Genomic DNA, 26403 nt, shown 5'->3' with positions numbered 1-26403 from the left:
GGAAGTCTCGTTCAGACGCGCTTCGTGCGTCCGTTGTCATGCCTTCTGTTCTTCTCGGTAGATCTCCGCCTGAATCCTAAAGGTGAAAGAGATCATGGACCTGATTCGTTATTCCGATTCCTTGTGGGCGGTACTGCCGCCGCTGATCGCCGTCGTGCTGGCGGTAACCACCCGCCGCGTGGTGCTGTCGCTGGGCCTGGGCATCATTGCCGGCGCACTGCTGCTGACCGGCGGCGACATCCCCTTCGCGTTGCGTTACCTCGGGCAGACCGCGCTCGCGATCGTGTGGAGCGACGGTGCGCCCAACTGGGGCAGCGTCAACATCCTGCTGTTCCTGGTGCTGCTGGGCGCGCTGATCGCGCTGATGGCGCTCACCGGCGGCAGCCGCGCCTTCGCGCAGTGGGCCGCGGCGCGCATCCGCAGCCGCCGCCAGGCCAAGTGGGCGACCGGCCTGTTGGTGTTCCTGTTCTTCATCGACGACTACTTCCACAGCCTCGCCGCCGGCACCATCTGCCGCCCGGTGACCGACCGCTACCGCATCTCGCGCGCCAAGCTTGCCTACCTGCTGGATTCGACCGCCGCGCCGGTATGCGTGATGATGCCGGTCTCGTCGTGGGGCGCGTATATCGTCGCGGTGATCGGCGGCATCCTGGTCGCGCACGGCGTGGACGACGTGAGCCCCTTGTCCGCCTTCGTCGCGATGGTGCCGATGAACTTCTACGCGCTCTTCACGCTGGCGATGGTGGTCGCGGTGATCGCGTGGGAGCTCGACTTCGGGCCGATGGCGCGCCACGAGGCCGCTGCCGCCGCGGGCGAACTCTACGACACGGCCAAGGGGACGCCGCCGGGGGCGACCGAGTCGCTCGCGCCGGTTTGCAAAGGCCGGGTGCGCGACCTGGTGCTGCCGATCGCGACGCTGGTGCTCTCGACCGTCTACTTCATGATCGCCACCGGCGCCGAGGCGCTGGCCGGCAGCGGCGCGGCCTTCAGCGTGCTGGGCGCGTTCGAGAATACCAACGTCGGGCTGTCGCTGGTCGGCGGTGCGCTCTCGGCGCTGGCGGTGGCCGGCGTGCTCGCCGTGCAGTTGCGTCTGCCCGCGCGCGAGTGGCTGTCGGTGGCGCGCCACGGCGTATCCGCCATGTGGCCGGCGCTGCGCATCCTGCTGTTGGCGTGGCTGATCGCTGCGGTGATCCGCGACGTGGAGACCGGCAAGTACCTGGCGTCGATGGCGCAACTGGCGATGCCGGTGTGGCTGCTGCCCGCGGTGCTCTTTGTGCTGGCCGGCGCGATGGCGTTCTCGACCGGCACCAGCTGGGGCACCTTCGGCATCATGCTGCCGCTGGGCGCGGATCTGGTGATGGCGGCCGAGCCCACGCTCTTGTTGCCGTCGCTCTCCGCCGTGTTGGCCGGTTCGGTGTTCGGCGACCATTGCTCGCCGATCTCGGACACCACCATCCTGTCGTCGACCGGCGCGGGCTGCCACCACATCGACCATGTGCTGACCCAGCTGCCGTACGCGCTGTTGGTGGCGAGCGGTTCGTTCGCGGGCTACCTCGCGCTGGGGGCCACCCTGTCGGTGTGGGCGGGGCTTGCGGTGTGCGCGCTGTGGTTCGCGCTGGCGCTGCCGCTTCTGAAGCTGTGGCTGGCCCGCCGTGCGCCGGTGCCGGCGGCCGTGCCGGCGGCTTCCTGAATGACCGGCTGAGCCTTGCGAACAAAACCGCCCTTCAAAGGGCGGTTTTTTTACGCGCCGGGCAGACTCCCCAAAAAAGGAAATTTGCTAGTGCCTGCTCTTTGACTTGCGGGAACCAAAGGAGAATGATGCTGCCTATGTCATATATAAACGATGGCGGGGATAACATATGGACTTTGCAACACAGGAAGCCGTACTGACCGTCGCGCTGATGGCCGCGTTTGCCGACGGGCGCAACGACGAACGCGAGCGCGACCACCTGAAGGCGCTCGCGTCTTCGCTGGGCGGCGCCGACAGCGGCGACATCGCGCGGCTCTACCAGGACGTGCTGTTCAGGCGGGTGACGCTGGAGGAAGTGTGCGCGAGGCTTAACAGTGCCGAGGCGAAGAGCTTCGCGTACGAGATGGCGGTGTGCGTGTGCGACGCCGACGGCGTGACCGACACGCGTGAAAAGGCTTTCCTTGCGCGTCTTGCCGGCCTGCTCGGGCTGGATGCACAAGGCAGTGCCGGGCTTGCCGCGCAGGCGGACGCGATTGCCGCGGCCGGCGTGGAGGCGGCGCCCTTGAACGTCGAGCTGCCGCCGCAGGCGGCGCGGCCGCACGAGAAATCCGCCATCGACGAGGCCGAGCTTGACCGCAGCATCGTGCGCGCGGCGGTGATCAACGGCGCGCTCGAATTGCTGCCGCAGTCGTGGGCGTCGGTCGCGATCATCCCGCTGCAGATCCGGCTGGTGTACAGCATCGGCAAGCGCTACGGCTACGAGCTCGACCAGGGCCATATCCGCGAATTCCTGTCGACGGTCGGCGTCGGCCTGACTTCGCAGTACCTCGAACAGTTTGGCCGCAAGCTGGTCGGCGGGCTGCTGGGCAAGGCCGCCGGCAAGTGGGGCAAGGCGCTGGGCGGCGCCGGTACCGGCATGGCGTTCTCGTTCGCCAGCACCTGGGCGCTCGGCCAGGTCGCGCGCCGCTATTACGCGGGCGGCCGCCAGATGAGCGCGGGGGTGTTGAAGCAGAGTTTCCAGGGCCTGCTGGGCGAGGCCAAGTCCCTGCAAACGCAGTACCTGCCGCAGATTCAGGACGAGGCGAAGCATCTGGACGCCACCCGCGTGATGGAGATGGTGCGCGGCCGCGTGTAGGCGCCGGCGTTACTCCCCTGCAACAAGAAGCCGCCCTGGATGGGCGGCTTTTGCATGGCTACTTGCCGGCTCGTTACAGGCGGGCGGCGACGCCGATGATGATCAGCGCGAGCACCGCCAGCGCGAGGGCGAGCTGGCGCTGGCGTTTTTGCAGCGCGTCGACACGGCGGATCAGCTCGGTGTTCTGGCTCGCCAGCGCGTTGATCAGCTCGCCCGACTCGGCCATCTGCCGCCGCAATTCGTCGTTCTGTGCCTGCAAGGCGGCGACGCGCGGCGCGAGCGGGTTTTCTTCGCCGGCGGCAGGCGTGGGCGCCGCCGCAGGTTCGGGGGCTGCGGGCGGTGGCGCCTTCTTGCGCGCGCTCTCCCACAGCTTGCGCGCGCCCTCGGCGACCGCCGGCGCGTTGCGTACCACCTCGGTCCACGGCACCGCCTTCAGTACGGTGATCCAGCTCAGTCCCATCTTGCCGTCCTTTTCTTGCGTGTTCTGCTCCTAGATGGCGGCGCCGGCCTTCCGCTGCAAGGGGGCCATCGTGGCAAACACACATCCTTTTTCTACCATGTAGGAATGCAAAACCAAACTGGAATTGCCATATGCATTACATGCTGCGGCTCTCGCCGTTGATCGCCGTGTTGCTGGCCGGCTGTGCAGAGCTGTCTGCGCCGCCGGTCACGCTCTCGCCACAGGCGCTGGGCCTGACCGAAGCGCGTGCGCCCACGTTCGCCGCCGGCGCCTGGTGGCGGGCGCTGGGCGACCCGGCGCTGGACAGGCTGGTCGCGCAGGCGCTTGCGGCCAACCCCCGCTTGACGCTGGCCGAAGCCAAGGTACGCGCCGCCGAGGCCGGGCAGGCGGTCGCGGCGGCCGGCGGGGGGCCCAATGTCGGCTTCGCGTACTCGTACAACCGCCAGCGCTATTCGGCCGACAGCATCTACCCGCCGCCGATCGGCGGCAGCTGGCAGACGCTGCAGGAGATCGGGCTGACGCTCGATTGGCGGCTCGACTTGTGGGGGCAGGTCAGCGAACGGGTGGCCGCCGAGGCAGGCCAGGTGGCCGCCGCCCGTTTTGACGCCGAGCTTGCCCGCCAGTGGCTGTGCGCCGAGGTGACTGCACAGTACCTCGCGTTGCGCGTCGCCCTGGCGCAGCAGGCGCTCGCCGCCGAGGCGGTGACGCTGGCCCGCGCGCGCGACAAGCAGGCGCAGTGGCGCGTGAAGGCCGGGCTGTCCGACGCGGCGTCTCTGGCTGGCGCACGCGCGTCGCTGGCTGCGGCCGAAGCGGCGTACGCGCCATGGGACGGCGCGGTGACGGCCGCCCGCGCGGCGCTTGCCGCGCTGACCGTGCAGCCGCTCTCGGCCATCCCCGCCGACACGCCCACCGCGTGGCCCGAGTGGACGCTCGATACGGCGGGCCTGTCGCTCTCAGCGATCAGCCGCCGGCCGGAGCTGGCTGCTGCGCGGCAGGGTGTCGAGGCCGCCGCGCACCGGGTGCGCGCCGCACGGGCCGATTTTTACCCCGACCTTTCCCTGTCGCTGCTGCTGGGGTTGACCTCGCTCAACCCGGCGACGCTGTTTGACGCTGCCTCGCGCGAGCTGGGCGTGGCCCCGGCGCTGTCCTTGCCCTTGTACCGTGCCGGTGGCCTGCAGGGACGGCTGGATGCCGAACAGGCGGCCTACGCGGCGGCCGTGGCCCAGTACAACCAGACCCTGCTCGACGTCGCCGGACAGAGCGCGAGCGCGCTGGCCAAGACACAGGCCGCCGTGCGCGCCGACACCGCTGCCGAGAGCGCCGCGCTTGCCACCGTGCGGCAGGCGCGTGCGGCCCAGACCCTGTTCGCCGCCGGCCTTGCCGCGCGCGACGACGCGCTCGCCGCCGCCGAAGGCGCGCTGTCCGCCCGCCAGAAATGGTTGTCCGTGCGTGGCGAACGATTGCAAGCCCAGCTTGCGCTGGTGCGCGCGCTGGGCGAAGTCCCCGAATCCCCTGCGGAGAAACCCTGATGTCCGATACCCCCGCCACGCCCGCGCGCGCGGTCAACCCGGTGCGCCGGCGCCGTACCCTGTGGCTGTTTGTCCTGTTGTTGCTCCTGGCCGGCGCCGGCGTGCTCGCGTGGTGGGCGCTGGTGCTGCGCTACGAGGCGAGCACCGACGACGCCTACGTCGACGGCTTCGTCAGTCAGGTCAACAGCCGCATCCCCGGCGTGGTGACCGCCGTCTACGTCAACGATACCGACCGGGTCGTCGCGGGCGAGCTGCTCGCGCGTCTGGACGACAGCGACGCGCGCATCGCGCTTGGCAAGGCCGAGTCGGCACTGGCACGCGCGGTGCAGGGCGCCGGCAGCAGCCGCGCCGACGTCGAGCAGGCCGTGGCCAACGTGCGTGCCCGCGAGGCGCAGCTGGCGCTTGCCAAGTCGGATCTTGCGCGCCGGCGCGTCGCCGCCGGTGGCGACGCGGTGCCGGCCGAGGCCGTCGCGCACGCCGAGCAGGGCGTGCAGGTCGCCGACGCCGAGCTGGCGGCAGCGCGCGCGGCGCTCGCCTCGGCCCGCTCGCAGGCGGCGGCCGGCGCGGTACGCGACTACCCGGCGGTGCGCGAGGCGGCCGACGCCGTGCGCGAGGCGTGGCTGAACCGCGCGCGTACCGAGATCCGCGCGCCTATCGCCGGGCTGATCGCCAAGCGTTCGGTCACCGCCGGTACCGAGGTCGCGCCGGGCACGCCGCTGATGGCGATCGTGCCGCTTGGCTCGGTATGGGTGAACGCCAACTTCAAGGAGACCCAGCTTGCCAACCTGCGCGTCGGCCAGCCGGTGTCGCTGACGGCGGACGCCTACGGCAGCGGCGTCAGCTACCACGGCCGCGTCGCCGGCCTCGCGGCGGGCACCGGCAGCGTGTTTTCGCTGTTGCCGCCGGAAAACGCCAACGGCAACTGGATCAAGGTGGTGCAGCGCCTGCCGGTACGCGTGGTGCTCGAGCGCGCCGACCTGGAAAAGCACCCGCTGCAGGTCGGCCTGTCGATTTACGCGACGGTCGACACCCGCGAGCGCGGCGGCGCACGGCTCGCGCCGTTGGCCGCCTCGCCGCGCCAGGCGGTGTCGCAGACCGGCGTGTACGCGGCGCAGCTCGCCGGCGCCGACGCGCGCATCGAGGCGATCATCGCCGACGCCCTGCAGCAGAAGGGCCGGGCGCAGTGAGCCGCATCGCGCCGCTGGCGGGCATGAACCGGGTATGGGCGACCATCGCGCTGGCGCTGGCGACTTTCATGCAGGTGCTCGACACCACCATCACCAACGTCGCGGTGCCGAGCATCGCCGGTGACCTCGGCGCTTCGGTGACCGAGGGCACCTGGGTGATCACCTCGTTCGGCGTCTCCAACGCGATTTCGGTGTTGCTCGCCGGCTGGGTGGCGCGCCGCTTCGGCGAGGTGCGCGTGTTCATGGTCGCCACCATCGGCTTCGTGACCACCTCTTTCTTGTCGGGCATCTCACCGACGCTCGACATCCTGATCTTCTGCCGCGTGCTGCAAGGCGCGCTGGCCGGCCCGCTGATCCCGCTCTCGCAAAGCCTGCTCTTGGCCACCTACCCGAAGGAAAAGCAGGGGCTGGCGCTCGCCCTGTGGGCGATGATGGTGGTGATCGCGCCGATCTGCGGGCCGATCTTCGGCGGCTGGATCACCGACAACTGGGTGTGGGGTGGCATCTTCTTCATCAACGTGCCGATCGGCGCGCTGGTGATCGGCCTGTCCGCCTGGCAGCTGAAGGGGCGCGAGACGCCGACCGAGCAGTTGCCGGTCGACCGGGTCGGCCTCGCCTTGCTGGTGCTGGCAGTCTCCGCGCTGCAGGTGATGCTCGATCTGGGTAACCAGAAAGACTGGTTCAATTCGGGCGAGATCATCGCGCTCGCGCTGGTGGCGGCGGTGTGCGGTGTCGCCCTCTTGATCTGGGAGCGCGACGAGCCTTACCCGGTGCTCGACCTCGACCTCTTTCGCGACCGCAACTTCACCGTCGGCGTGCTGTGTACCAGCCTGGGCTTTTTGATGTATTTCGGCTCGGTGCTGTTGCTGCCGCTTCTGATGCAGGAGAACCTGGGCTACACGGCCACGCTGGCCGGGCTGGCCACCGCGCCGATCGGCCTGATGCCGGTGCTGCTCGCGCCCTTGATCGGCCGCTATGCGAACCGCGTCGACCTGCGCTATCTGGTGACGTTCGCCTTCGCGGTGTTCGCGGTGTGCTTTTACTGGCGCACGCACTACACGCCGGCGATCAGCTTCGGCTGGCTCGCCTGGCCGCAGTTCGTGCAGGGGGTGGGCCTCGCGTGCTTCCTGATCCCGCTGACCACCATCACCCTGTCGCGGGTGCCGCCCGAGCGCATGGCGTCGGCCGCCAGCATGAGCAACTTCCTGCGCACCATGTCAGGTTCGGTCGGCGTGTCGCTGTTAACGACCTGGTGGGACAACCTGGCGACGGTCCACCACAGCGACCTTACCGACAAGGTCAGCCGGTACGACGCGCTGTGGCGGGAGCAGGGCGCGGCGCTGGGCGGCGCGACTTCGCCGCAGGCTTTGGCCGAGGTCAACCAGCAGGCCACACAACTGGCCTACTTCATGTCGGCGGGCGATATATTCTGGCTGTTCAGCATCCTGTTCCTGCTGCTGATCGTGCTGGTGTGGTTCGCACGGCCGCCGTTCGCGGCGAAGGAATAGTCTTGAATCCGGAGGAGCAAGCATGAAAGCCTGTGCCGTGGCCTGGCTCACCACGCTGTTGTGCGGCGCAGCCGGCGCCGCGTCCTTTTTCGAGGTCGCGCCCGGTGCCGGCGCGTTTTCCGATAGCCATGGTGCGGGCAGCGTGCGTGTCGCGCTGTCGACCGAGTTGCCGTGGCGGCATGCGTTTGCCGGCGGCAGCGAGCTCGTGCTGCTGGCTGAAGGGTCGGTCGGTCGGGTGTGGCAGGACAGCGACCAGGCGTGGTTCGCCACGCTCTCGCCCCTGTTGCAGTGGCGCTTTCCGGGGGCGTCGGCGACGCCGTTTGTCGAGGCAGGGGTGGGCGGTGCGCTGTTCAGCCGCGACCATCTGGGGCCGGTCGGCCTCGGCCAGCACTTCCAGTTCGTGGACAGGCTGGGCGTCGGCGTCGACTTCGACGACTGGCGGCTGAGCCTGCGCTACCTGCATTACTCGCAGGCGGACATGAGCGAGCCGAACGACGGGTTGGACCTGATCGAACTGGGGCTCGCCCGCCGTTTCTTCTGAAGCGTCCCGCCCGCAGTTGCGGGCGGGACGGCCCCGCTTACACGTGCAACAGCAGGAAGCGGCGCTCCCACGGGCTGATCACGTCGAAGTACTCGCGGTACTCGGCTTCCTTGATCGCGCCGTAGGTCTCGATGAAGTGGCGGCCGAACACGTCAGCGAGTGGCTCGCAGCCGCGCAACAGGTCGACCGCATCGTCGAGGTGGCGCGGCAACTGGTGCGGCTGCTCGTACGCGCTGCCGGTGAGGGGCTCGCTCGGTCGTACGCGCTGCTTCATCCCCAGATAGCCGCAGGCGAGGCTGGCGGCAATTGCGAGGTAGGGGTTGACGTCGACGCCGGCCAGCCGGTTCTCGACGCGGCGCGCTTGCGGCACCGAGTGCGGTACCCTGAGGCCGCAGGTGCGGTTGTCAAAGCCCCAGCTCAGGTTGATCGGCGCCGAGGTGTAGCGCGACAGGCGGCGGTACGAGTTTACATACGGCGCGAAGAACGGCATCGCCGGCGGCAGGAAGGTCTGCAGGCCGCCGATGAAGTGGAAGAACGCGTCGGATGGGCCGCCGTCCTCGTTCGAGAAGATGTTGCGGCCGGTTTCCAGGTCGACCACGCTCTGGTGCAGGTGCATCGCGCTGCCCGGCTGGCCCTGCATCGGCTTGGCCATGAAGGTCGCGTACATATTGTGGCGGATCGCCACCTCGCGCACGGTGCGCTTGAACAGGAAGGCCTGGTCGGCCAGTTCGAGCGGGTCGCCGTGGTCGAGGTTGATCTCCATCTGCGCGGTGCCCATCTCGTGGATCAGCGTGTCAAGCTGGATGCCTTGCGCCTCGCACCAGTCGTACATCACGTCGAAGATGCCTTCGTATTCGTTGACGGCGTCGATCGAGAAGCTCTGGCGGCCGGCTTCGGTGCGGCGGGTGCGTCCTACCGGCGGGGTGAGCGGGATGTCCTCGTCGGCCTGCACCTCTACCAGGTAGAACTCCATCTCGGGCGCGACGACGGCCTTCAGGCCTTCGTCTTCGTATAGCTTGAGGATGCGCTTGAGCACGTTGCGCGGCGCAAGCTCGGCCGGCGTGCCGTCGAAGTTGTAGCAGTCGTGGATGATCTGCGCGGTCGGCTCTTTTTCCCACGGCACCGGGCGCAGCGTCGCGAAGTCGGGCACCAGGCGCATGTCGGGGTCGGAGACCGCGGTGAAATCCTGTTCGGGGTAGTCGCCGGTGACCGTCATCGAGAGGACGGCTTCGGGCAGGCGCAGCCCTTCGGCGGGGTTGTACTTGTGGCGCGGCACGATCTTGCCGCGGGCGAGCCCGGTCATGTCCGGGATCAGGCATTCGATTTCGGTGATCTGGTTCTGGTCCAGCCACGCGTTGATCGCGCGGGCTTGTTCTTCTGCGTTCATGGTTGCTCCGGAAGGACTATCTATCAAGGATGTGCGCCCGAGCTGGTGTCGCGTCGGGCAGGGCTGAGCAGGGCGTAGCGGCGGCTCGCCAGCGCAAGGAAGGCGCGGCGGTCGTTGAGCACGTCGTTCAAGGCATGGCTTTTGCCGGGCGTCTCGCGCGGGGCGGGCCAGGGAACCAGCAGGGGCATGGTGTTTGTCCTGTTAAAATGATCGGGCCGTTTAAAATTTTCGGCACCCACATCGTATGCGATTGTCGCCGCACCGCAAGTCCATCGTACTTCTTTGTGTGCCGTTGTTGTAACTTTGTCATGAACCACTCGCCGGAGCCTCCGCGATGACCGCACCCGACCCGCAGCACGCGCCATCTTCCTCCCGCCGTCCCTGGCGCCGTCTGGGGCAGGGCGCACTGGCCTTGTTGCTGGTGCTGCTGTTGTTCGCGGCCGCCGCGCGCTGGCTCGCGCCAGGCTGGGCCGCGCGCGAGGCGGGCCAGTGGGCGCAGGCGCGCGGCTATACGCTCGCCTTAGGCGAGGTTGAAATCGAACCGTGGGCGCTCGCGGCGTCCATAGGTCCCTACCGGCTCGCCGACGCGGGCGGCGCGGAACTTGTCGCCGGCGAGCGGGCGCGGGTGCGCGTCGCGTTCTGGCCGCTTGTCACCGGCCGTGTCGATCTGGCCGAACTCACGCTGGCTTCGCCTACGCTCACGCTCGAGCGCGCGGCTGACGGGCAATGGAACTGGGCGCGGTTCGCCCAGGTGGCGAGCCCGGCAGCGCCGCCTGATGCGGCTAAAGAGCCCTTGCGGCTGACGGTTGACGACGCTTCGGTAGCGGACGGGCGGGTGCGCCTGATCGACCGTCAGGGCAGCCTGCGCGAATTCGACGCGCAAGGGTTGAGCCTTGCCGTACGTGACTTGTCGACCGAAAGCGCCGACGGCCGCGTTTCGCTCGCCGCGCGGCTGCCGGACGGCGCGCGTCTTGCCTGGCAAGGCGGTGGCGGGCTCTCTCCGCTCAAGCTGCAAGGCACGTTGTCGCTCACGGCGCTCAAGGCCGCGTCGTTCTGGCCGTGGCTTGCGCCGCACCTGCGCCTGGCCGCGCCCCCGGCGGGCAGCGTGTCGGCGAGCACCGCTTACCGCTTTTCGCTGGAGAAGGACGCGCCTGAGCTTATGCTCTCGGCGCTGGCGGTGTCGTTCGACAACTGGCAACTCTCGGCACCCGAAACCCGCAGTGAACTGGCGCTTGGCCGGCTCGCGCTCACGGGCGGCACGCTGGACCTGGCCGCGCGTACGCTCAGCTTCGCGACGATCAGCGGCGACGGGCTGCGCCTGGCGGGCATGCGAAGGCAGGACGGGCTGATCGACTGGCTCGCGGCCCTTCCCGCACGCGAGGCGGCCGAGGCCGGCAAGCCGCAGGCCAAAAACGGCTGGCAAGTAGCGCTGCAGAAAATCCGGCTCGCCGACACCCATTACGCGCTGACCGACCGCAGTTTCGTGCAGCCCTTGCAGGTGAACGCGAGCGCGCCGGAACTCACGGCCCGCTTCCGGCTGGACAGGGGCGGCGACTTCACGCTCGACGAGGCGGGCGGGCAAATTCGCGCGTTAAGCATAGGCAGCGAGGGCGCCGAGCCGGTGCTGACGATCACCGAGGCGAACCTTGCCGGCGGGCGGGTCGACGGTGCCAAGGCGCGCGCCTCGCTCTCGACGCTCGAGCTTTCCGGGCTGGACGCGCGCGTACGCCGTCTGCGTGGTGGCCAGCTTGAGGCCGGACGGGTGTTCGAGACGGCCAGCCCGGCCCCGAAATCCGGTAAGGCGACGGGGCCGGCGTGGCAGCTTGGCTATCCGTCCGTCACGCTACAGGACAGCCGGGTGCGCTGGCAGGACGACAGCGTCGCGCGGCCGGTGGTGTTCGAGCTGACCGATATCGCGGGACAGGCGGCGCCCGACGGTGACGGCGTCGCCGCGCGCATCGACGCGCGCGCAGGGCGAGGGCGGCTGTCGGTCGACGGCCGCCTGGCCGGCGAGGCAATGCAGGCCCGCGTGCGCGGCGACGCGCTGCCGCTGCCGCCCTTCGCGCCGTACGCGCTCGCGGGCACGCCGCTGACGCTCGCCGCGGGCAGCGTGTCGGCCGACCTCGACGCGCGGCTAAACGGCGCGCGCTGGCAGGTGAGCGGCGCGGGCAGTATCGACACCCTGCGGGTGCTCGAAGCGGGCCAGCGCCAGCCGCTGTTGGCGTGGCAGCGCCTTGGCGTGCAGGGGGTCAGTGCCGACGCGCAAGGCGTCAGCATTGTGCGCGCGCGGCTCACGCGGCCCACCGCGCGCTTCATCCTCGACAAGGAGCGCCGCAGCAATGTCGAGAAGCTTTTCGCCGGCCGCCCGGATAGCGCAGCAAGGCCGCCGGCGGGCAAGGGAGACGCCTACCGCTTCAACCTGCGCACGCTGCAGGTGAGCGGCGGCGCGCTCGAGTTCGCCGACCTGGGCATGCAGCCGGTGTTCGGCACCCGCATCCATGATCTCTCCGGCAGCGTGCTCGGCCTGTCGAGCACGCCCGGGCGGCGCGCGACCGTGTCGTTTGACGGCGACGTCGACGAATACGGCGACGTGCGCATCCGCGGCCGCCTGCAGCCCTTCGCCGTGACCGACGACCTCGACATGCAGCTCGCGTTCCGCAATATCCCGGTCGGCAGCCTCAACCCCTACTCGATGAACTTCGCCGGCTGGCGGGTCGACGACGGGCGCTTGTCGGTCGACCTGGGCTACCGGATCGACAAGCGCAAGCTCACCGCCGACAACCGGGTGGTCATCAAGTCCCTGAAGCTCGGCAAGGAGATCCCGGACTACCAGGGTACCCGCTTGCCGTTGAAGCTGGCGGTAGCCCTGCTCGAGGACGCCGATGGCGTGATCGACCTCGACCTGCCGGTGACCGGCAGCCTGGACGACCCCAAGTTCAGCTACGGACACTTGGTGTGGCAGGCGGTGCGCAACGTGATCGTCAAGGTGGCGACCGCGCCGTTTAGGGCGCTCGCTGCGCTGATGGGCGGCGAGGGTTTCGACGAGGTGTATGTGGTGCCCGGCGAGGCGGCGCTGACGCCGCCCGAGCGCGAGAAGCTCGCGACGCTGGCGAAGCTGCTTGAGCGGCGCAGCCAGTTGACGGTGGCCATCGGCGGCGGCTTCGACGCCAAGGCCGACCGCGTGGCGCTTGCGCGTGCGCGTGTCGACCGCGCGGTGCTCACCGCGGCGGGTTTCGCGCCGCCCGCGGGCGAGCCCTTGCCGGTGCCGGACCTGTCCGATGCGGCGCAGCGCGCGGCGATCAAGTCGGTGTACGCGGACAAGATAGGCCGCGTCGCGCTGTTAAGGCGCATCGTCGAGCTGCCGGACGACGACGCGCGCTACCGCACCTTGCTTGACGAGATGGTCGCCGCCGAGCGCGTCGACGACGCCTCGCTCACGGCGCTGGCCGACGCGCGCGCGCGCGCCGCCCGCGCCGCGCTGCTGGAGGCCGACCCGTCGCTGGCGAGCCGGGTGACGCTCGCCCCTGCCAAGGGTGTCAGCGCCGACGCGGACGGCGTGCCGCTGGTGCTTACGGCCGGCCGCGTGGCGTCGCCTGCCCCAGAGGCGAGCGCGCCAGCGGCCGGCTGACGCGTGCGCAACAAGGCTGCTGCCGCCCGAAAGCCTGACGGCGAGGGCAGTGGCTGGTTTGTCAGTTTTTTCAAATGATCGGGTTGTTTGAAGTGTTCGGCATCCAGATCGCAGACGATTGTTGTCGCCCGGCAAGTTCATTGGACTTGTCTGCGTCTCGCTGCTGTAAGCCTGTCATGCCGGCACGTGGAGGGGGGCGATGCTTACGAGGATTTGAATCGTTGCGATCGCTGGATGTTGGCCGGTCATTGGGGCGTCGCTGGGATGCAGGGCCAGGCCGGTGAACAGGTCTGGCCCTGCAGGGGGACTTATGTGCAGCTTATGGTGTTAGCGTACAGCTGACTTGCGGATTGTCTACACAGTGCCAGGTCGGGTAGGCGGGGGTCTTGCCGTTGAGGTCTAGCCATTTGCCTTCGTGCAGGCGGTTGCACCCTTCCTGCGGCAGCGCGTAGAACACTTCGTCCTGAACAGGCAAGCCCAGTGCAGCTACAGAGTCGAGCGCCCGCTGGTCGAGCTTGAAGCCATACATCTGGAACACCTTGCGCAAATCCTTGCCGATCACCTTGGACGACAGCACGTAGAAGCCGTCTTCATTGCTGATGTCGTTCTTGTTTGCATAAGCGCCCATGGCGAACAACTGCTTGTTGGTACCGTCCCAGGTCTTTTCCTTGAGGCGCCAGCCCTTATTGACCAGACCCATGAATTCTCTGAGCTTGTCAGCACTTGGATGCGTCATGCCCAGCCGCTCCTTGGTGTAGAGGGTTGCTATCTGCACGGAGACCGCCAGTTTTACAGACGTGTCGCCCTGAGCCCAGATGCGGTCATAGACATCCGCACGCAGCGCCTCATCCGTTTTGCCTGTTGCACGCGCGCCGGCCAAGTACTCATAAAGCTTCCAGTGCCTGAGGCGTTCGTTTTTACTGCCGACTCTGCCGCCGGAGTCGGCATACGCTCCCATCCAACTGAGGGAGGCAACCAGGTTGTTGTTGCACTCGGTGCCGCAGGTGTACATGGTTTCCATGGCGGTCACGGTGTTGTGGCCCAGCTCGTGCAGGGATGCCCATTCGGGCTTGGTCTTGCCATTCACGTCGGACGGGTTGCCGGAGCAGGCATAGCCACACAGTGCCCACCAGCCGACGAAATGCTGTACGCCCGGCGCCCCATGATATGCGCGACTGGTGCAGTCCCAGCCAAACTGCGTGCACAGTTCCGCCTGCTTGGGCGTCAGAGGGGTGTTGTGGTAACCGTGTACCTCATGGTTAAACTGGAAAACCCACTTGCGCATTTCGTAGGCCCACTGGTCGACTTCTTCCACCGATTCCACCTTGCCCACCCGCATCGGTGCCTGCTGCAGTTCGCCGGCGACGAACTTGGTGGTGAGCCAACCGCCCATACCTGATTTGACGGCCTCCATTGCGAGCTGTTTTTCCGCCTCGCTCATGGGCTGGGTATAGTCCCAGTGGCCATACTTGGCCGTGCCGGTGATTCTGAGCTTGACCACGCGGTCGCCCTGCGGGTTGCCGCGGAACATCAGTACAAGCGGACCGCCCATCGAATAATTGCGCACATTGGGCTGGGTTTTATCCAACAGCGTGTGGTGGTCGCCCGGCAGGCGCGGGGCATGGTAAACACCCATTTCTGTGCCTTTTCCCGGCATGGGTTCCGGATAGCGCCGGATAAAACCGGTACGCAACAGTAGTTCGCCAACTCCGTCGTCGTCGACGACCTCGATCGTCAGTGCCTTGCCCGGCACGGCCATCCGGCCGATCAGGGTGCTGCCCATGGCCTGGTTCGGGATGGTGACGGTGATTTCTTCCGGTGTGTTCGAGACGGGCAGATCTTTCGAAGCAGCCGGCATCCACTGGCCCAACGTCCTGGGCGCCAGGGCGACCGAACGGACCGCGTGGGTCCAGGTATCCGAGGCCATCTGTCGCAGGAAGCTGATCGGCTTGCCCTTGTTGTACGACACGGAGTTGTCGTAGACGGCGTGGTCGCGCCGGTACAGGTCGGCCCACAGCACCAGATATTTGTGGAAGTCGTAGTCGCTGCCCATCGTGAACAGGTTTTGGTAGGCATCCTTCTGGCGGTTCATATTGGTCCAAGGTTGCCCGAACTGCTCGCCCTTGTATTCGCGTGCAATGAAATCGATCAGGTCGATGTGTTCGGTCCAGTCGGCCGGCGCGGCCAGGTCTTCCTTGTTCAGCAGGGTTTCCACCAGCTCGATGCGTTTGCTGATCTTGTTGGTTTCATCGTGTGCGGCCGCGATCTGTGCGGGCGTCAACAGCCCGACCGGCTTTTCGTCCGTTCCCGGCAGGCGTCCCCCTGCGGTCAGGTTGAGTGCGGCGTTGACGTTGTAATTGAAGCCGCTGTGCCTGACGAGGTCGCTGATGTACAGCACCGGTTTGCCTGCCGCGAGATATTTCGCGGTTTGCGTGCCTGCCGCTGCATCGTCGGTTGAAGTCTGGTAGACCACCATCAGGTCGGCATCCTGCCAGCAGCTGTTTTCGACCAGGATGTCGCAATTGATGAGCGTTGGCGTGGCGCCGGCGGCCTGCAGCAGCGCGGGAAGCGCATTGGGGTTGTTCTTGGCGTTGGCCTTGCCGCCCACGGCGTATCTGACGGTGGAGGGGAAGGTGTTTTTATTGCCGGTCAGCAGCCAGGCGGTCGTGCTCTTGGCGAAGTTGTAGGCAGGGTGGCTGGTGTCGCCATTGATCCGGGGGATCAGGTCGGGGCCATAGCTGATGGCACGGCCTTTGCCGATGACGGAGGCCGCGACCAGTGTTCTGTTGTCAGCGGTGAGCAGCAGCGGGACGCTGCTACGGATGCTGTTCAGCTTCAGCGTGTGGCTGCTTCCGGTGACATTGAATGGTTGTGGCGGCAGGTCAGGGACAATGTCAGCGATCCTGGGAGCCGACGCCTTGCTGGCGATGGCAACGGCTTGGGCGGCTTCCAGCAAGTCGCGGGCATCCGCGTCTGTCAGCGCGGACGCGTCACCCGTGTGCAAGGCCTGTTCAATGGGCGTGGGGTCATATGGAAGGGGAGGGATTTCCCCGCCGTTTTCAGGCCGGGAGTCAGGCGTGGTTGGGTTGGTTTGCGTGTTCCCTGCTTCGCCGCCGCCGCCGCCGCTGCCCAGGCAGCCTGCGAGTGCCCAAGAGACCAAAAACAACACAGGTATTCTCGAAGTTTTCATTTGATTTCCTTTTTTTATGGTTTTCAACCGCGTCTCCGGTTCCATGTTCAAGCCCGGAGGGCAACCCATTGGCGGGGGCAAAAGTGATGTTCAGCAAGAGCAATCATGCAATAAAAGATACTGTAGTGTACCTATTCTACATTCAGAAATATATAAAATAAGCCGTTTGTCATAAACAAAACAGGTATTAGTATTCGACTTGTGGATGAGCGTGATCCGGTAGGTTCCAATTGTTTTGGGCGCAGGCGGGGACGGGGAGGCGGGGAGCGGCTGCCAGTTGATGCGTGCACGCAACGCCCCAGTCCTTCCAGAGGCGGGCTGGCTTTTTTTCCACAAGATTTCCACCGGGTTTTCCCTTGCCAGTTGCGCCGTGCTGCGCGAGACTGCGCGCCCTTCAAGCGTTGCGGCGGCCTTGGACGGCCCGCGCTGGAAAGGCGCAAAAAGGCGCGCGTGTCAATGTGGTGGGTCGACTACATTTTGTGTACCATGCGCGCTTGCCTCGCATATATATTGGTTTTGTAACAAACAGGGAGATGACAGCGTGAAACAGGAAAACGTGGCCTTGATGGCTGAACAGGACATCTCGCGTGAAGTGCTGCTCGAGAAGTACGCCAAGGCGGGCGAGCAATCGGTCGCCGAGGTGCGCCACCGCGTCGCGCGCGCGCTGGCCCAGCTGGAAAAGGACCCGTCCCGTTTCGAACCGCTGTTCTTCGAGGCCCTCGACAACGGCTTCATCCCGGGCGGCCGCATCAACTCCGCCGCCGGTACCGACCTCAAGGCGACGCTGATTAACTGCTTCGTGCAGCCGGTCGCCGACTCGGTGTCCGAGCCGCAAGGCGGCAAGGTCGGCATCTACGAGGCGCTGTTGCAGGCGGCCGAGACCATGCGACGCGGTGGCGGCGTCGGCTACAACTTCAGCCGCATCCGTCCGAAGGGTGCCCGCGTCAAGGGCACCAACAGCCGCGCGTCCGGCCCGGTGTCGTACATGCGTGTGTTCGACCGCAGCTGCGAGACCGTCGAGTCCGCCGGCGCGCGCCGCGGCGCGCAGATGGGTGTGCTCGACGTCAGCCATCCGGACGTGGAGGACTTCATCCACGCCAAGGACCAGGGCGACCTGCGCAATTTCAACATCTCGGTCGGCGTCTCCGACGAATTCATGCAGGCGGTCGAAGCCGACGGCGAGTGGGTGTTGACCCACGAGGTCGAGCCGGCGTCCGATGCCTTCCCGGACAGCTACCGCCGCGACGACGGCCGCTGGGTGTACCGCACCGTGCGTGCGCGCGACTTGTGGCACCAGATCATGGTCTCGACCTACGACCACGCCGAGCCGGGCGTGCTCTTCATGTCGAAGATCAACCGCGACAACAACCTCTCTTACTGCGAGGTGATCGAGTCGACCAACCCGTGCGGCGAGCAGCCGCTGCCCGACTACGGCTGCTGTGATCTGGGTTCGGTCAACCTGTGCAAGTACGTGCGCCAGCCCTTCGGCGACAAGCCCTCGTTCGACTTCAAGGCCTTCGAGAAGGTGGTGCGCATGTCGGTGCGCATGCTCGACAACGTGCTCGACCTGACCGTGTGGCCGCTCAAGGAGCAGGAGCGCGAGGCGCAGAACAAGCGCCGCGTCGGCTTGGGCTTCACCGGCCTGGGGGATGCGCTGATCATGCTGAAGCTGCGCTACGACAGCGAGGAAGGCCGCCGTTTCGCGGCCAAGATTTCCGAGGCGATGCGCGACGCCGCGTACGACGCGTCGGTCGACCTCGCGATCGAGAAGGGGGCGTTCCCGCTGTTTGACGCCGACAAGTACCTGGCCGAGCCGCACTGCGCGAGCCGCCTGCCCGAGGCGATCAAGGCGCGCATCAAGAAGCACGGCATCCGCAACTCGCACCTGTTGTCGATCGCGCCGACCGGCACCATTTCGCTCGCGTTCGCCGACAACGCGTCCAACGGCATCGAGCCGCCGTTCTCGTGGTTCTATACCCGCAAGAAGCGCATGGCCGACGGCGGCACGCAGGAGTACCTGGTCGAGGACCATGCCTACCGCGTGTGGCGGATGATGGGTGGCGACACCGACAAGCTGCCCGAGTACTTCGTCTCGGCGATGAGCATGAGCGCGCTCGACCACATGAACATGGTCGCTGCAGTCGCGCCCTTCATCGACACCGCGATCTCCAAGACCGTCAACGTGCCGGTCGACTACCCGTTCGCCGACTTCGAGAGCCTGTACCTCGAAGCGTGGCGCGCCGGCCTGAAGGGCATCACCACCTACCGCCCGAACAGCGTGATCGGTTCGGTGCTGTCGGTCGAGCCGACCTCGGCCGCACCGCAAGACCTGTCGGGCAGCCAGGACGGCGACCCGGACCGCCGCATCACGCTGAACACCGCGCCGAGCCCGGCGCTCGCCTCGCTCAAGTGGCCGAACCGCCCGAAGATGAAGGAAGGCAACCCGTCGTGGACCTATATGGTCGAGGGCGACGCCGGCGACTTCGCGGTGGTGGTCGGCCACGTCGAGAACGGCCGCAGCACGCCGTTCGAGTGCTGGGTCAACGCCACCGAAGAGCAGCGCGGCCTCTCTGCGATCGCCAAGACGCTGTCGATGGACATGCGCTGCCGTGACCGCGCGTGGCTCAAGAGCAAGCTCGAGGCGCTGGCCAAGACCGGCGGCGACAAGCGCTACGCCTTCGAGCTGGGCGAGAAGACCGTCTACGCGACCAGCGCCGCCGCCGCGCTTGGGCAGGTGGTGATGCACCGCGTGAGCCAGCTGGGCGCGCTGGAAGTGGAAGCGGGCGAGACGACCCCGGTGGTCGACGCGCTGTTTGCCAAGAAGGAGCCCAAGTCGGGCACCGACGGCACCATGAGCTGGTCGGTCGACGTGGTGAACCCGCAGACCGAAGACGACTTCGTGCTGTTCGTGAAGGAGCTGGTGCTACCCAACGGCCAGCGCCGCCCGTTCTCGATGTGGCTGGCGGGCAGCTACCCGAGCGAGCTCGACGGCCTGTGCAAGATGCTCAGCCTCGACATGCGCGTGATCGACCCGGCGTGGATCGGCATGAAGCTGCGTAAGCTCTTGACCTACGCCGAGCCGCAGGGCGACTTCTTCGCGCGCATCCCGGGCCTCGACAAGTCGCAGAGCTGGCCGTCGACCGTCGCGTATATCGCACGCCTGCTGATCCACCGCTACGCGATGCTCGGTATCCTCACCGAAGAGGGCGTGCCGGTCGAGGAGATGGGCGTGATGGTTCCCGAGCAGGCCGACCTGTTCGAGGGGGAGTCCAACGTGTCGGTGCAGCCCCTGGCCGGCAAGAAGTGCCCGGAGTGCGGCAACCACGCGCTGATCAAGAAGGACGGCTGCGAGTTCTGCACCGCCTGCGGCCACGTCGGCGCCTGCGGCTAAGCGCAGACTCCCCCAAAAGAAACCCCGCGAAGCGTCGCGGGGTTTTTTGCGTTTGGCCTACAGCGTCTTGGCGGCGAAGGTGTCGCAGCCGCGCATGTCGCCGCTGTCAAAACCGCGGCTAAACCAGCGCACCCGCTGTTCGCTTGTGCCGTGGGTGAAGCTGTCGGGTACCACCGCGCGGCCGGCCGAGCGCTGCAGGGTGTCGTCGCCGATGCGCGCGGCCGCGTTCAGGCCTTCCTCGAGGTCGCCCGTCTCCAGCATGCTGCGTGCGCCGCCTGCGTGGTGCGCCCACACGCCGGCCAGGCAGTCGGCCTGCAACTCCTGGCGAACCGACAGCGCGTTGGCGCCGGCCTCGTCCATCCGCGAGCGCAGCGCGCGCACCTTTTCCGACACGCCGAGCAGGTTCTGCACATGGTGGCCGACCTCGTGCGCGATCACGTAGGCCTGCGCGAAGTCGCCCGGTGCGCCCAGTTCCTCGTGCAGGGTGCGGAAGAAGTCGAGATCGAGGTAGACCTTGCCATCGAGCGGGCAATAGAACGGGCCCATCGCCGACTGGCCTTCGCCACAGGCGGTCGGTGTGCTGCCGGCAAACAGCACCAGCAGCGGCGCGCGGTAAGTCTGCCCGGCGTCGGCAAACTGTTTTTGCCAGATGTCTTCGGTGTCGGCGAGGATCACCGACGCGAAGCGCGCCTGCTCATCTTTCGCTGGCGGCGCCTGTGCCGGCACCTGCTGTTCCGTCGCCGGCGCGCCGCTGCCGGCGAGGTCCAGCACGGCCAGCGGGTTGACGTCGAACAGCCACCACGCGACAAGCGCGATCACGATGGTGCCGATGCCTATCCTGCCGCCCAGCCTCGGCGCTCGGCCAAGCCCCCGGCGGTCTTCCACGTTGTCGCTGGCGCGACGATCCTTCCATTGCATGACACCACCTCCTGGCTCTCAGGCTAGCGGCTGTCACTGCTCAGGCAAGGTCGGCGCACGGGCAGCTTGCCAGGTGGTCATTGACCACGCCGACCGCCTGCAGGTAGGCGTAGACGATGGTGCTGCCGACGAAATTCATGCCGGCCTTCTTGAGTTCCCGGCTGACCGTATCGGAGAGCGGCGTGCTCGCGGGCACGTCGTCCATGGTGAGCGGGCGGTTGACGATGGGCTGGCCGTCGACGTGCGCCCACAGCCAGCGCGCGAAGCTGCTGTGTTCGGCCTGCATCTGCACGAAGACGCGCGCGTTGCGCCGTGCGCTTGCGATCTTCAGCCGGTTGCGCACGATGCCCGGGTTTTGCCGCAGGGCTTCCAGCTCCGCGTCGTCCATCGCCGCGACGCGCGCCGGGTCAAAGCCATGAAAGGCCTGCCGGTAGGCGTCGCGCTTCCTGAGGACGGTGATCCAAGCAAGGCCGGCCTGCGCGCCCTCGAGCAGCAGCATCTCGAAGAGGCGGGTGTCGTCGTGCACGGGGCGGCCCCACTCATGGTCGTGGTAGGCGGTGTACAGCGGATCGCTCCCGCACCAGGGGCAGCGTAGGTGTTCCATCGTCGTTTCCTCCTTGGCTGGCATTCTATGCTGAGGCTGATGTTGCCGGTGCGCGACAGCTGCACGGGTAAATGCGACGTGATATGTCAAAGTAATTGCGAGCGATTGTCGATTGGATACAATTACGAGCGCATTGCACACACTCAACAGGAAACCACCATGCCCTTCCCGAGCTACGCCCGCGAACAGTCGCCGCTGCGCGACGCGATCACCAGCGCCTGGCGCCGCGACGAACGCGAATGCGTGCAAGGACTCTTCGCCCAGGCTTCGATGGCGCCGGCGATGGTCGAGTCGGTACAGCAAATGGCCGCGCGGCTGGTCGGCGAAGTGCGCCGCGAGCGCACGCGCGCCAGCGGCGTCGACGCGCTGATGCACGAGTTTTCGCTCTCCAGCGACGAGGGCATCGCGCTGATGTGCCTGGCCGAGGCGCTGCTGCGCATCCCGGACCGCGCGACCGCCGACCGCCTGATCCGCGACAAGATCGGCCGTGGCGACTGGAAGAGCCACTTGGGTAACTCGTCGTCGCTGTTCGTCAACGCGGCGGCGTGGGGGCTGGTGGTCACTGGCAAGCTGGTGACTTCGCACTCGGCGGGCGGGCTGGGCGCCGCGATGACGCGGCTGATCGCCAAGGGCGGCGAGCCCCTGATCCGCAAGGGCGTCGACATGGCGATGCGCATGCTGGGCCGCCAGTTCGTCACCGGTGAGACCATAGACGAGGCGCTGGAAAACGGCCGCGAGCGCGAGGCGCGCGGCTACCGCTTCTCCTACGACATGCTGGGCGAGGCGGCGCTGACCGAAGCCGACGCGCAGCGTTACCTCGCCGACTACGTCGGCGCGATCCACGCGATCGGCAAGGCGTCCGCCGGCCGCGGCGTGTACGAGGGGCCGGGCATCTCGGTCAAACTGTCGGCGATCCACCCGCGCTACAGCCGCGCGCAGCGCGAACGGGTGATGGCCGAATTGCTGCCGCGTCTGAAGGGGCTGTTCCTGCTGGCGCGCGACTACGACATCGGCCTCAATATCGACGCGGAAGAGGCCGACCGCCTCGAGTTGTCGCTGGACCTCATTGAGGCGCTGGCGAATGACCCGGATCTGGCCGGCTTCAAGGGTATCGGCATCGTCGTGCAGGCGTACCAGAAGCGCTGCCCGTTCGTGATCGATTACCTGGTGGATCTGGCGCGGCGCACCGGCCACCGCTTCATGGTGCGCCTGGTGAAGGGCGCGTACTGGGACGCCGAGATCAAGCGCGCGCAGGTCGACGGCGCGAGCGGCTTCCCGGTGTACACGCGCAAGGTGTACACCGACGTGTCCTACCTTGCGTGCGCGAAGAAGCTGCTCGGGGCGCAGGACGCGATCTACCCGCAGTTCGCCACGCACAACGCGTACACGCTGTCGGCGGTCTACCACCTGGCTGCAGGCAAGGACTACGAATTCCAGTGCCTGCACGGTATGGGCGAGACGCTGTACGACCAGGTGGTCGGCCAGGGGCAGCTTGACAAGCCCTGCCGCATCTACGCGCCGGTTGGCTCGCACGAGACGCTGCTGGCCTACCTGGTGCGCCGCCTGCTCGAGAACGGCGCGAACTCGTCGTTCGTCAACCGCATCGTCGACGAGGCGGTGCCGGTGGCCGAACTGGTCGCCGACCCGGTCGCTGCGGCGGCCGAACTGGCCGGCACCCCGCACGGCGGCATCGCCTTGCCGCTGGACCTCTACCTGCCGCGCGTCAATTCGCGCGGGCTCGACCTTGCCAACGAACACGCGCTGGGCGCGCTGGGCGCGGGCCTTACGGCCGCCGAGGCGCAGGCGTGGCGCGCGCTGCCCATGCTCGCCGATGGCGACGTCGAAACCGGGTCCACCCGCTTCGTGCGCAACCCGGCGCGGCAGGACGACGTAGTCGGCGTGGTGCACGACGCGGGCGAGGCCGAGGTCGAGCAGGCGCTCGTCGCGGCGCTCGCTGCGGCGCCTGGCTGGGCGGCGACGGCACCCGAGGCGCGCGCCGCCTGCCTTACCGCGATGGCCGAGCTGATGGAAGCGCATACGCCTGCGCTGATGATGCTGGCGGTGCGCGAGGCGGGCAAGACGCTGCCCAACGCGATCGCCGAGGTGCGCGAGGCGGTCGACTTCTGCCGCTACTATGCGGCCGAAGCCGCCGCGCGGCTGGACAACGCGCACCACCCGGCGCTGGGGCCGGTGGTGTGCATCAGCCCGTGGAACTTCCCGCTGGCGATCTTCGTCGGCGAGGTGGCGGCCGCCTTGGTAGCCGGCAATACCGTGCTGGCCAAGCCGGCCGAGCAGACCAGCCTGATCGCCGCGTACGCGGTACGCCTGCTGCACGAGGCCGGCGTGCCGCGCGACGTGCTCCAGTTGCTGCCGGGCGACGGCGCGACCGTCGGCGCCGCGCTGGTGCGCGACGCGCGCATCCAGGGCGTGATCTTCACCGGCTCGACCGAAGTCGCCCAGCTGATCAACCGCACGCTCGCCGCGCGCCCGGACGCACCGGTGCTGATCGCCGAGACCGGCGGCCAGAACGCGATGGTCGTCGACAGCTCGGCGCTGCCCGAGCAGGTGGTGAACGACGTGCTCGCCTCGGCGTTCGACTCGGCCGGCCAGCGCTGCTCGGCGCTGCGCGTGCTCTACCTGCAGAACGAGATCGCCGACAAGGTGGTCACCATGCTCAAGGGCGCGATGGACGAGATGGTCATCGGCGACCCGGCACACCTCGAAACCGACGTCGGCCCGGTGATCGACGAGGAGGCGCGCGCGAACCTTATGCGCCACATCGACGTGATGCAGGCGAGGGCGCGGGACAGCCACACGCTCGCGCTGCCCGACGCGTGCGCGAATGGTTCCTTCGTCGCGCCGGTGATGTTCGAGATCGACACCCTGTCGCTGTTGACGCGCGAGGTGTTCGGCCCGGTGCTGCACGTGCTGCGCTACGACGCGGCCGACTTGGGCCGTGTGCTCGAGGAAATCAACGCGACCGGCTACGCGCTCACCCACGGCCTGCACACGCGGATCGACGAGACCATCGCCGAGGTGACCGGCGCGGTGCGCGCGGGCAACGTCTATGTGAACCGCAACATCGTCGGCGCGGTGGTCGGCGTGCAGCCCTTCGGCGGCGAAGGCAAGTCCGGCACCGGCCCCAAGGCCGGCGGCCCGCTCTACCTGTTCCGCCTGACCCGCGGCGACTGGACGCCGGCCCTGCCTGCTGCGAAGGCCGAGTTGCCGGCACTCGACACGCTGGAAGCCGCGTTGCCCACGCTTGCGCCGGCCGAGGCGCTGGGGGCGCTGCGCGCCCGCGCCGCGTGGCTGCGCGAGCAGACGCCGCTGGGTGTCGAAGTGGTGCTGCCCGGGCCGACCGGCGAGCGCAACGAGCTGAGCTTCCGTTCGCGCGGGGCGGTCGGCTGCGCCGGCGGCGACCGCGAGGCGGTGCTCGAGCAGCTGATGCTCGCCTTTGCCTGCGGCAACTGCGCGGTGCTGGCCCGCGGCGACGGTGCGGACGACATCGCACGCGTACTGGGCGAGTGGGTGACGCTTAGCGACGACGTGGCCGCGGCCGAGGTCGAGATGGTGCTTGCGGCGGCGGACGATGCCGCGCTGCGCACGCGGCTGGCCGCACGCGACGGCGCGCTGGTGCCGCTCGTCGAGGCGCGCGTCGAACGCTCGACCCTGCTGCGGCTGGTCGCCGAGCGCGCGCTGTCGGTCAACACCACCGCCGCCGGCGGCAACGCCAGCCTGATGACGCTGGCTGAATAAGCTGTCAGCCGTTCCTTCTGCAGGCGCCCCTAGCGGGCGCCTTTTTGTTTGCCGGCAGCCTGGCCGAGACAAGGCTTCGCGCAGGTATCTGCCGATATTCTTATGGCGTTTAACGCGTTTGAAAAAGCCAGCGATGGCCTCTTGTATTTTGTCTGCAAGCGGCGCAATATGCCGACGGTTTTTAGAGGTGTGAGCTGCCATCACCCCTGGATGGCGGATCGGCAACCCCCTGATCGATGAGGAAACACATGCAACTGACCCGACGCTCGACCCTGACCCTGGCTGTCGCCGCTGCCCTGACCCTCGCCGCCTGCGGCAAGAAGGAAGAGGCGGCTGCACCGGGCGCCGAGGCTTCTGCCGCAGCCGCGAGCGGCAACGTGGTGAAGATCGGCTTCGCCGCACCGCTGACCGGCCCGCAGGCGCACTACGGCGAGGAGTACAAGAACGGCGTGACGCTGGCGATCGAAGACGCCAACGCCGAGAAGCCGGTGATCGGCGGGCTGGCGGTGACTTTCGAACTGGTGGCCGAGGACGACCAGGCCGACCCGAAGGCCGCGACCCAGATCGCGCAGAAGTTCGTCGACGACAAGGTCAATGGCGTGGTCGGCCACTTCAACTCGGGCACCTCGATCCCGGCGTCCAAGATCTACTCGGATGGCGGCATCCCGATGGTCGCGATGGCGACCGCTCCGGCGTTCACCCAGCAGGGCTTCAAGAACACCTTCCGCTCGATGACCTCCGACACCCAGCAAGGCTCGGTGATGGGCAAGTTCGTGGTCGAGAAGCTCGGCGCGAAGAACATCGTGATCGTCGACGACCGCACCGCGTACGGCCAGGGCCTGGCCGACGAGTTCGAGAAGGCGGTCAAGGCCGCCGGCGGTACCGTCAGCAAGCGCGAGTTCACCAACGACAAGGCGACCGACTTCGCTGCGATCCTGACCAGCATCAAGGCGCAGAACCCTGACATCATCTTCTTCGGCGGCGCCGACGCGCAGTCCGCGCCGATGGCCAAGCAGATGAAGCGTCTGGGCATCAAGGCGCCGCTGGTGTCCGGTGAAATGACCAAGACGCCGAACTTCGTCAAGCTGGCCGGCAAGGAAGCCGAAGGCACCATCGCGTCGCTGGCCGGCTTGCCGCTCGCGCAGATGCCCAAGGGCAAGGACTACGAGACCCGCTACAAGACGCGCTTCAACACCGACGTCGCGACCTACTCGCCGTACGGCTACGACGCCGCGCGCGCGATGATCGCTGCGATGAAGAAGGCCGACTCGACCGACCCCGCCAAGTACCTGCCGGCGCTGGCGAGCAACGCTTACACCGACGGCGTGACGACCAGCAACTGGGCGTACGACGACAAGGGTGACCTCAAGGATGGCGGCATCACCGTCTACCAGGTGAAGAACGGCGACTGGGTCGTGCTGGAAACCGTGGGCGGCGGCGCCGCCCCGGCGGTGGCGGCATCCGCTGCGCAGTAAGCGG

At 67.6% G+C, this 26403-nt stretch carries 16 protein-coding genes; 10 read left to right on the top strand and 6 right to left on the bottom strand.

Features of this window, described 5'->3' with window-relative positions:
- The first annotated feature begins 94 nt into the window (after positions 1-94).
- Both GZH52_RS09070 and GZH52_RS09065 read left to right on the top strand, forming a co-directional pair.
- Complete coding sequence (locus GZH52_RS09070) at positions 95-1690, top strand: Na+/H+ antiporter NhaC family protein (RefSeq protein ID WP_163316159.1); 1596 nt, start codon at positions 95-97, stop codon at positions 1688-1690.
- 169 nt (positions 1691-1859) lie between these two features.
- Positions 1860-2825 (top strand): DUF533 domain-containing protein, encoded by a 966-nt coding sequence (locus GZH52_RS09065; RefSeq protein WP_163316158.1) that lies wholly within the window; start codon positions 1860-1862, stop codon positions 2823-2825.
- A gap of 73 nt (positions 2826-2898) precedes the next feature.
- Here the strand turns inward: GZH52_RS09065 and GZH52_RS09060 are convergent, their stop codons facing one another.
- Entirely contained in the window at positions 2899-3285 is a 387-nt protein-coding gene (locus GZH52_RS09060; protein ID WP_163316157.1) for a hypothetical protein, read from the bottom strand.
- A 131-nt stretch (positions 3286-3416) separates the two neighbouring features.
- Between GZH52_RS09060 and GZH52_RS09055 the strand changes: the two genes are divergently transcribed.
- From GZH52_RS09055 to GZH52_RS09040, 4 genes are read left to right on the top strand one after another with little or no spacing between them, the layout of a single operon-like run.
- Positions 3417-4814, top strand: coding sequence for an efflux transporter outer membrane subunit (locus GZH52_RS09055; protein WP_163316156.1), 1398 nt, complete (start codon positions 3417-3419; stop codon positions 4812-4814).
- On the top strand, positions 4814-6001 hold the full coding sequence (locus GZH52_RS09050) for an HlyD/EmrA/EmrK family protein (protein WP_163316155.1): 1188 nt from the start codon (positions 4814-4816) through the stop codon (positions 5999-6001). Before GZH52_RS09055 ends, GZH52_RS09050 begins: the two co-directional genes overlap by 1 nt.
- Positions 6002-6024: 23 nt before the next feature.
- Positions 6025-7509 (top strand): DHA2 family efflux MFS transporter permease subunit, encoded by a 1485-nt coding sequence (locus GZH52_RS09045; protein ID WP_163316187.1) that lies wholly within the window; start codon positions 6025-6027, stop codon positions 7507-7509.
- A 22-nt stretch (positions 7510-7531) separates the two neighbouring features.
- Positions 7532-8050, top strand: coding sequence for an acyloxyacyl hydrolase (locus tag GZH52_RS09040; protein WP_163316154.1), 519 nt, complete (start codon positions 7532-7534; stop codon positions 8048-8050).
- A 37-nt stretch (positions 8051-8087) separates the two neighbouring features.
- Here the strand turns inward: GZH52_RS09040 and GZH52_RS09035 are convergent, their stop codons facing one another.
- Both GZH52_RS09035 and GZH52_RS09030 read right to left on the bottom strand, forming a co-directional pair.
- Positions 8088-9437: a glutamine synthetase family protein gene (locus GZH52_RS09035; RefSeq protein ID WP_163316153.1), complete on the bottom strand. Its 1350-nt coding sequence runs from the start codon at positions 9435-9437 to the stop codon at positions 8088-8090.
- 23 nt (positions 9438-9460) lie between these two features.
- Positions 9461-9625 carry a hypothetical protein gene (locus GZH52_RS09030; protein WP_163316152.1) on the bottom strand — a complete coding sequence of 55 codons (165 nt, stop codon included), beginning with the start codon at positions 9623-9625 and terminating at the stop codon, positions 9461-9463.
- 146 nt (positions 9626-9771) lie between these two features.
- Here GZH52_RS09030 and GZH52_RS09025 point away from each other — a divergent pair, with 146 nt between their 5' ends.
- Positions 9772-13065 (top strand): DUF748 domain-containing protein, encoded by a 3294-nt coding sequence (locus tag GZH52_RS09025; protein ID WP_163316151.1) that lies wholly within the window; start codon positions 9772-9774, stop codon positions 13063-13065.
- Between the two features lie 319 nt (positions 13066-13384).
- On the opposite strand, the gene GZH52_RS09020 is transcribed toward GZH52_RS09025, so the two are convergent.
- Positions 13385-16300, bottom strand: a complete 2916-nt coding sequence (locus tag GZH52_RS09020) for an ImpA family metalloprotease (protein WP_163316150.1) — start codon at positions 16298-16300, stop codon at positions 13385-13387.
- A 496-nt stretch (positions 16301-16796) separates the two neighbouring features.
- Between GZH52_RS09020 and GZH52_RS09015 the strand changes: the two genes are divergently transcribed.
- Entirely contained in the window at positions 16797-19646 is a 2850-nt protein-coding gene (locus GZH52_RS09015; protein WP_163316149.1) for an adenosylcobalamin-dependent ribonucleoside-diphosphate reductase, read from the top strand.
- 57 nt (positions 19647-19703) lie between these two features.
- Here GZH52_RS09015 and ypfJ read toward each other — a convergent pair whose 3' ends face one another.
- Together ypfJ and GZH52_RS09005 are read right to left on the bottom strand one after the other, a co-directional pair.
- On the bottom strand, positions 19704-20564 hold the full coding sequence (ypfJ, locus tag GZH52_RS09010; protein WP_163316148.1) for a KPN_02809 family neutral zinc metallopeptidase: 861 nt from the start codon (positions 20562-20564) through the stop codon (positions 19704-19706).
- 40 nt (positions 20565-20604) lie between these two features.
- A complete protein-coding gene (locus GZH52_RS09005; protein WP_163316147.1) occupies positions 20605-21168 on the bottom strand; it encodes a DNA-3-methyladenine glycosylase I in 564 nt (187 codons plus the stop codon).
- Between the two features lie 159 nt (positions 21169-21327).
- On the opposite strand from GZH52_RS09005, the gene putA reads away from it, so the two are divergent.
- Positions 21328-24924: a trifunctional transcriptional regulator/proline dehydrogenase/L-glutamate gamma-semialdehyde dehydrogenase gene (gene putA, locus GZH52_RS09000; RefSeq protein WP_239058073.1), complete on the top strand. Its 3597-nt coding sequence runs from the start codon at positions 21328-21330 to the stop codon at positions 24922-24924.
- Between the two features lie 248 nt (positions 24925-25172).
- Positions 25173-26399 carry a branched-chain amino acid ABC transporter substrate-binding protein gene (locus tag GZH52_RS08995; protein ID WP_163316146.1) on the top strand — a complete coding sequence of 409 codons (1227 nt, stop codon included), beginning with the start codon at positions 25173-25175 and terminating at the stop codon, positions 26397-26399.
- The last annotated feature ends 4 nt before the right edge of the window (positions 26400-26403 follow it).

Origin of the sequence: Crenobacter caeni, from assembly GCF_010435965.1 — a bacterium.
Classification (GTDB): domain Bacteria; phylum Pseudomonadota; class Gammaproteobacteria; order Burkholderiales; family Chromobacteriaceae; genus Craterilacuibacter; species Craterilacuibacter caeni.
The sequence above is the reverse complement of the archived record's forward strand: the minus strand, read 5'-3'. Positions and strand labels throughout refer to the sequence as shown.

Excerpts from the sequence above, each read along its gene's own strand:
- GZH52_RS09070 (WP_163316159.1), top strand. The coding sequence starts at position 95 with ATGGACCTGATTCGTTATTCCGATTCCTTGTGGGCGGTACTGCCGCCG.
- GZH52_RS09065 (WP_163316158.1), top strand. The coding sequence starts at position 1,860 with ATGGACTTTGCAACACAGGAAGCCGTACTGACCGTCGCGCTGATGGCC.
- GZH52_RS09060 (WP_163316157.1), bottom strand. The coding sequence starts at position 3,285 with ATGGGACTGAGCTGGATCACCGTACTGAAGGCGGTGCCGTGGACCGAG.
- GZH52_RS09055 (WP_163316156.1), top strand. The coding sequence starts at position 3,417 with ATGCATTACATGCTGCGGCTCTCGCCGTTGATCGCCGTGTTGCTGGCC.
- GZH52_RS09050 (WP_163316155.1), top strand. The coding sequence starts at position 4,814 with ATGTCCGATACCCCCGCCACGCCCGCGCGCGCGGTCAACCCGGTGCGC.
- GZH52_RS09045 (WP_163316187.1), top strand. The coding sequence starts at position 6,025 with ATGAACCGGGTATGGGCGACCATCGCGCTGGCGCTGGCGACTTTCATG.
- GZH52_RS09040 (WP_163316154.1), top strand. The coding sequence starts at position 7,532 with ATGAAAGCCTGTGCCGTGGCCTGGCTCACCACGCTGTTGTGCGGCGCA.
- GZH52_RS09035 (WP_163316153.1), bottom strand. The coding sequence starts at position 9,437 with ATGAACGCAGAAGAACAAGCCCGCGCGATCAACGCGTGGCTGGACCAG.
- GZH52_RS09030 (WP_163316152.1), bottom strand. The coding sequence starts at position 9,625 with ATGCCCCTGCTGGTTCCCTGGCCCGCCCCGCGCGAGACGCCCGGCAAA.
- GZH52_RS09025 (WP_163316151.1), top strand. The coding sequence starts at position 9,772 with ATGACCGCACCCGACCCGCAGCACGCGCCATCTTCCTCCCGCCGTCCC.
- GZH52_RS09020 (WP_163316150.1), bottom strand. The coding sequence starts at position 16,300 with ATGGAACCGGAGACGCGGTTGAAAACCATAAAAAAAGGAAATCAAATG.
- ypfJ (WP_163316148.1), bottom strand. The coding sequence starts at position 20,564 with ATGCAATGGAAGGATCGTCGCGCCAGCGACAACGTGGAAGACCGCCGG.
- GZH52_RS09005 (WP_163316147.1), bottom strand. The coding sequence starts at position 21,168 with ATGGAACACCTACGCTGCCCCTGGTGCGGGAGCGATCCGCTGTACACC.
- putA (WP_239058073.1), top strand. The coding sequence starts at position 21,328 with ATGCCCTTCCCGAGCTACGCCCGCGAACAGTCGCCGCTGCGCGACGCG.
- GZH52_RS08995 (WP_163316146.1), top strand. The coding sequence starts at position 25,173 with ATGCAACTGACCCGACGCTCGACCCTGACCCTGGCTGTCGCCGCTGCC.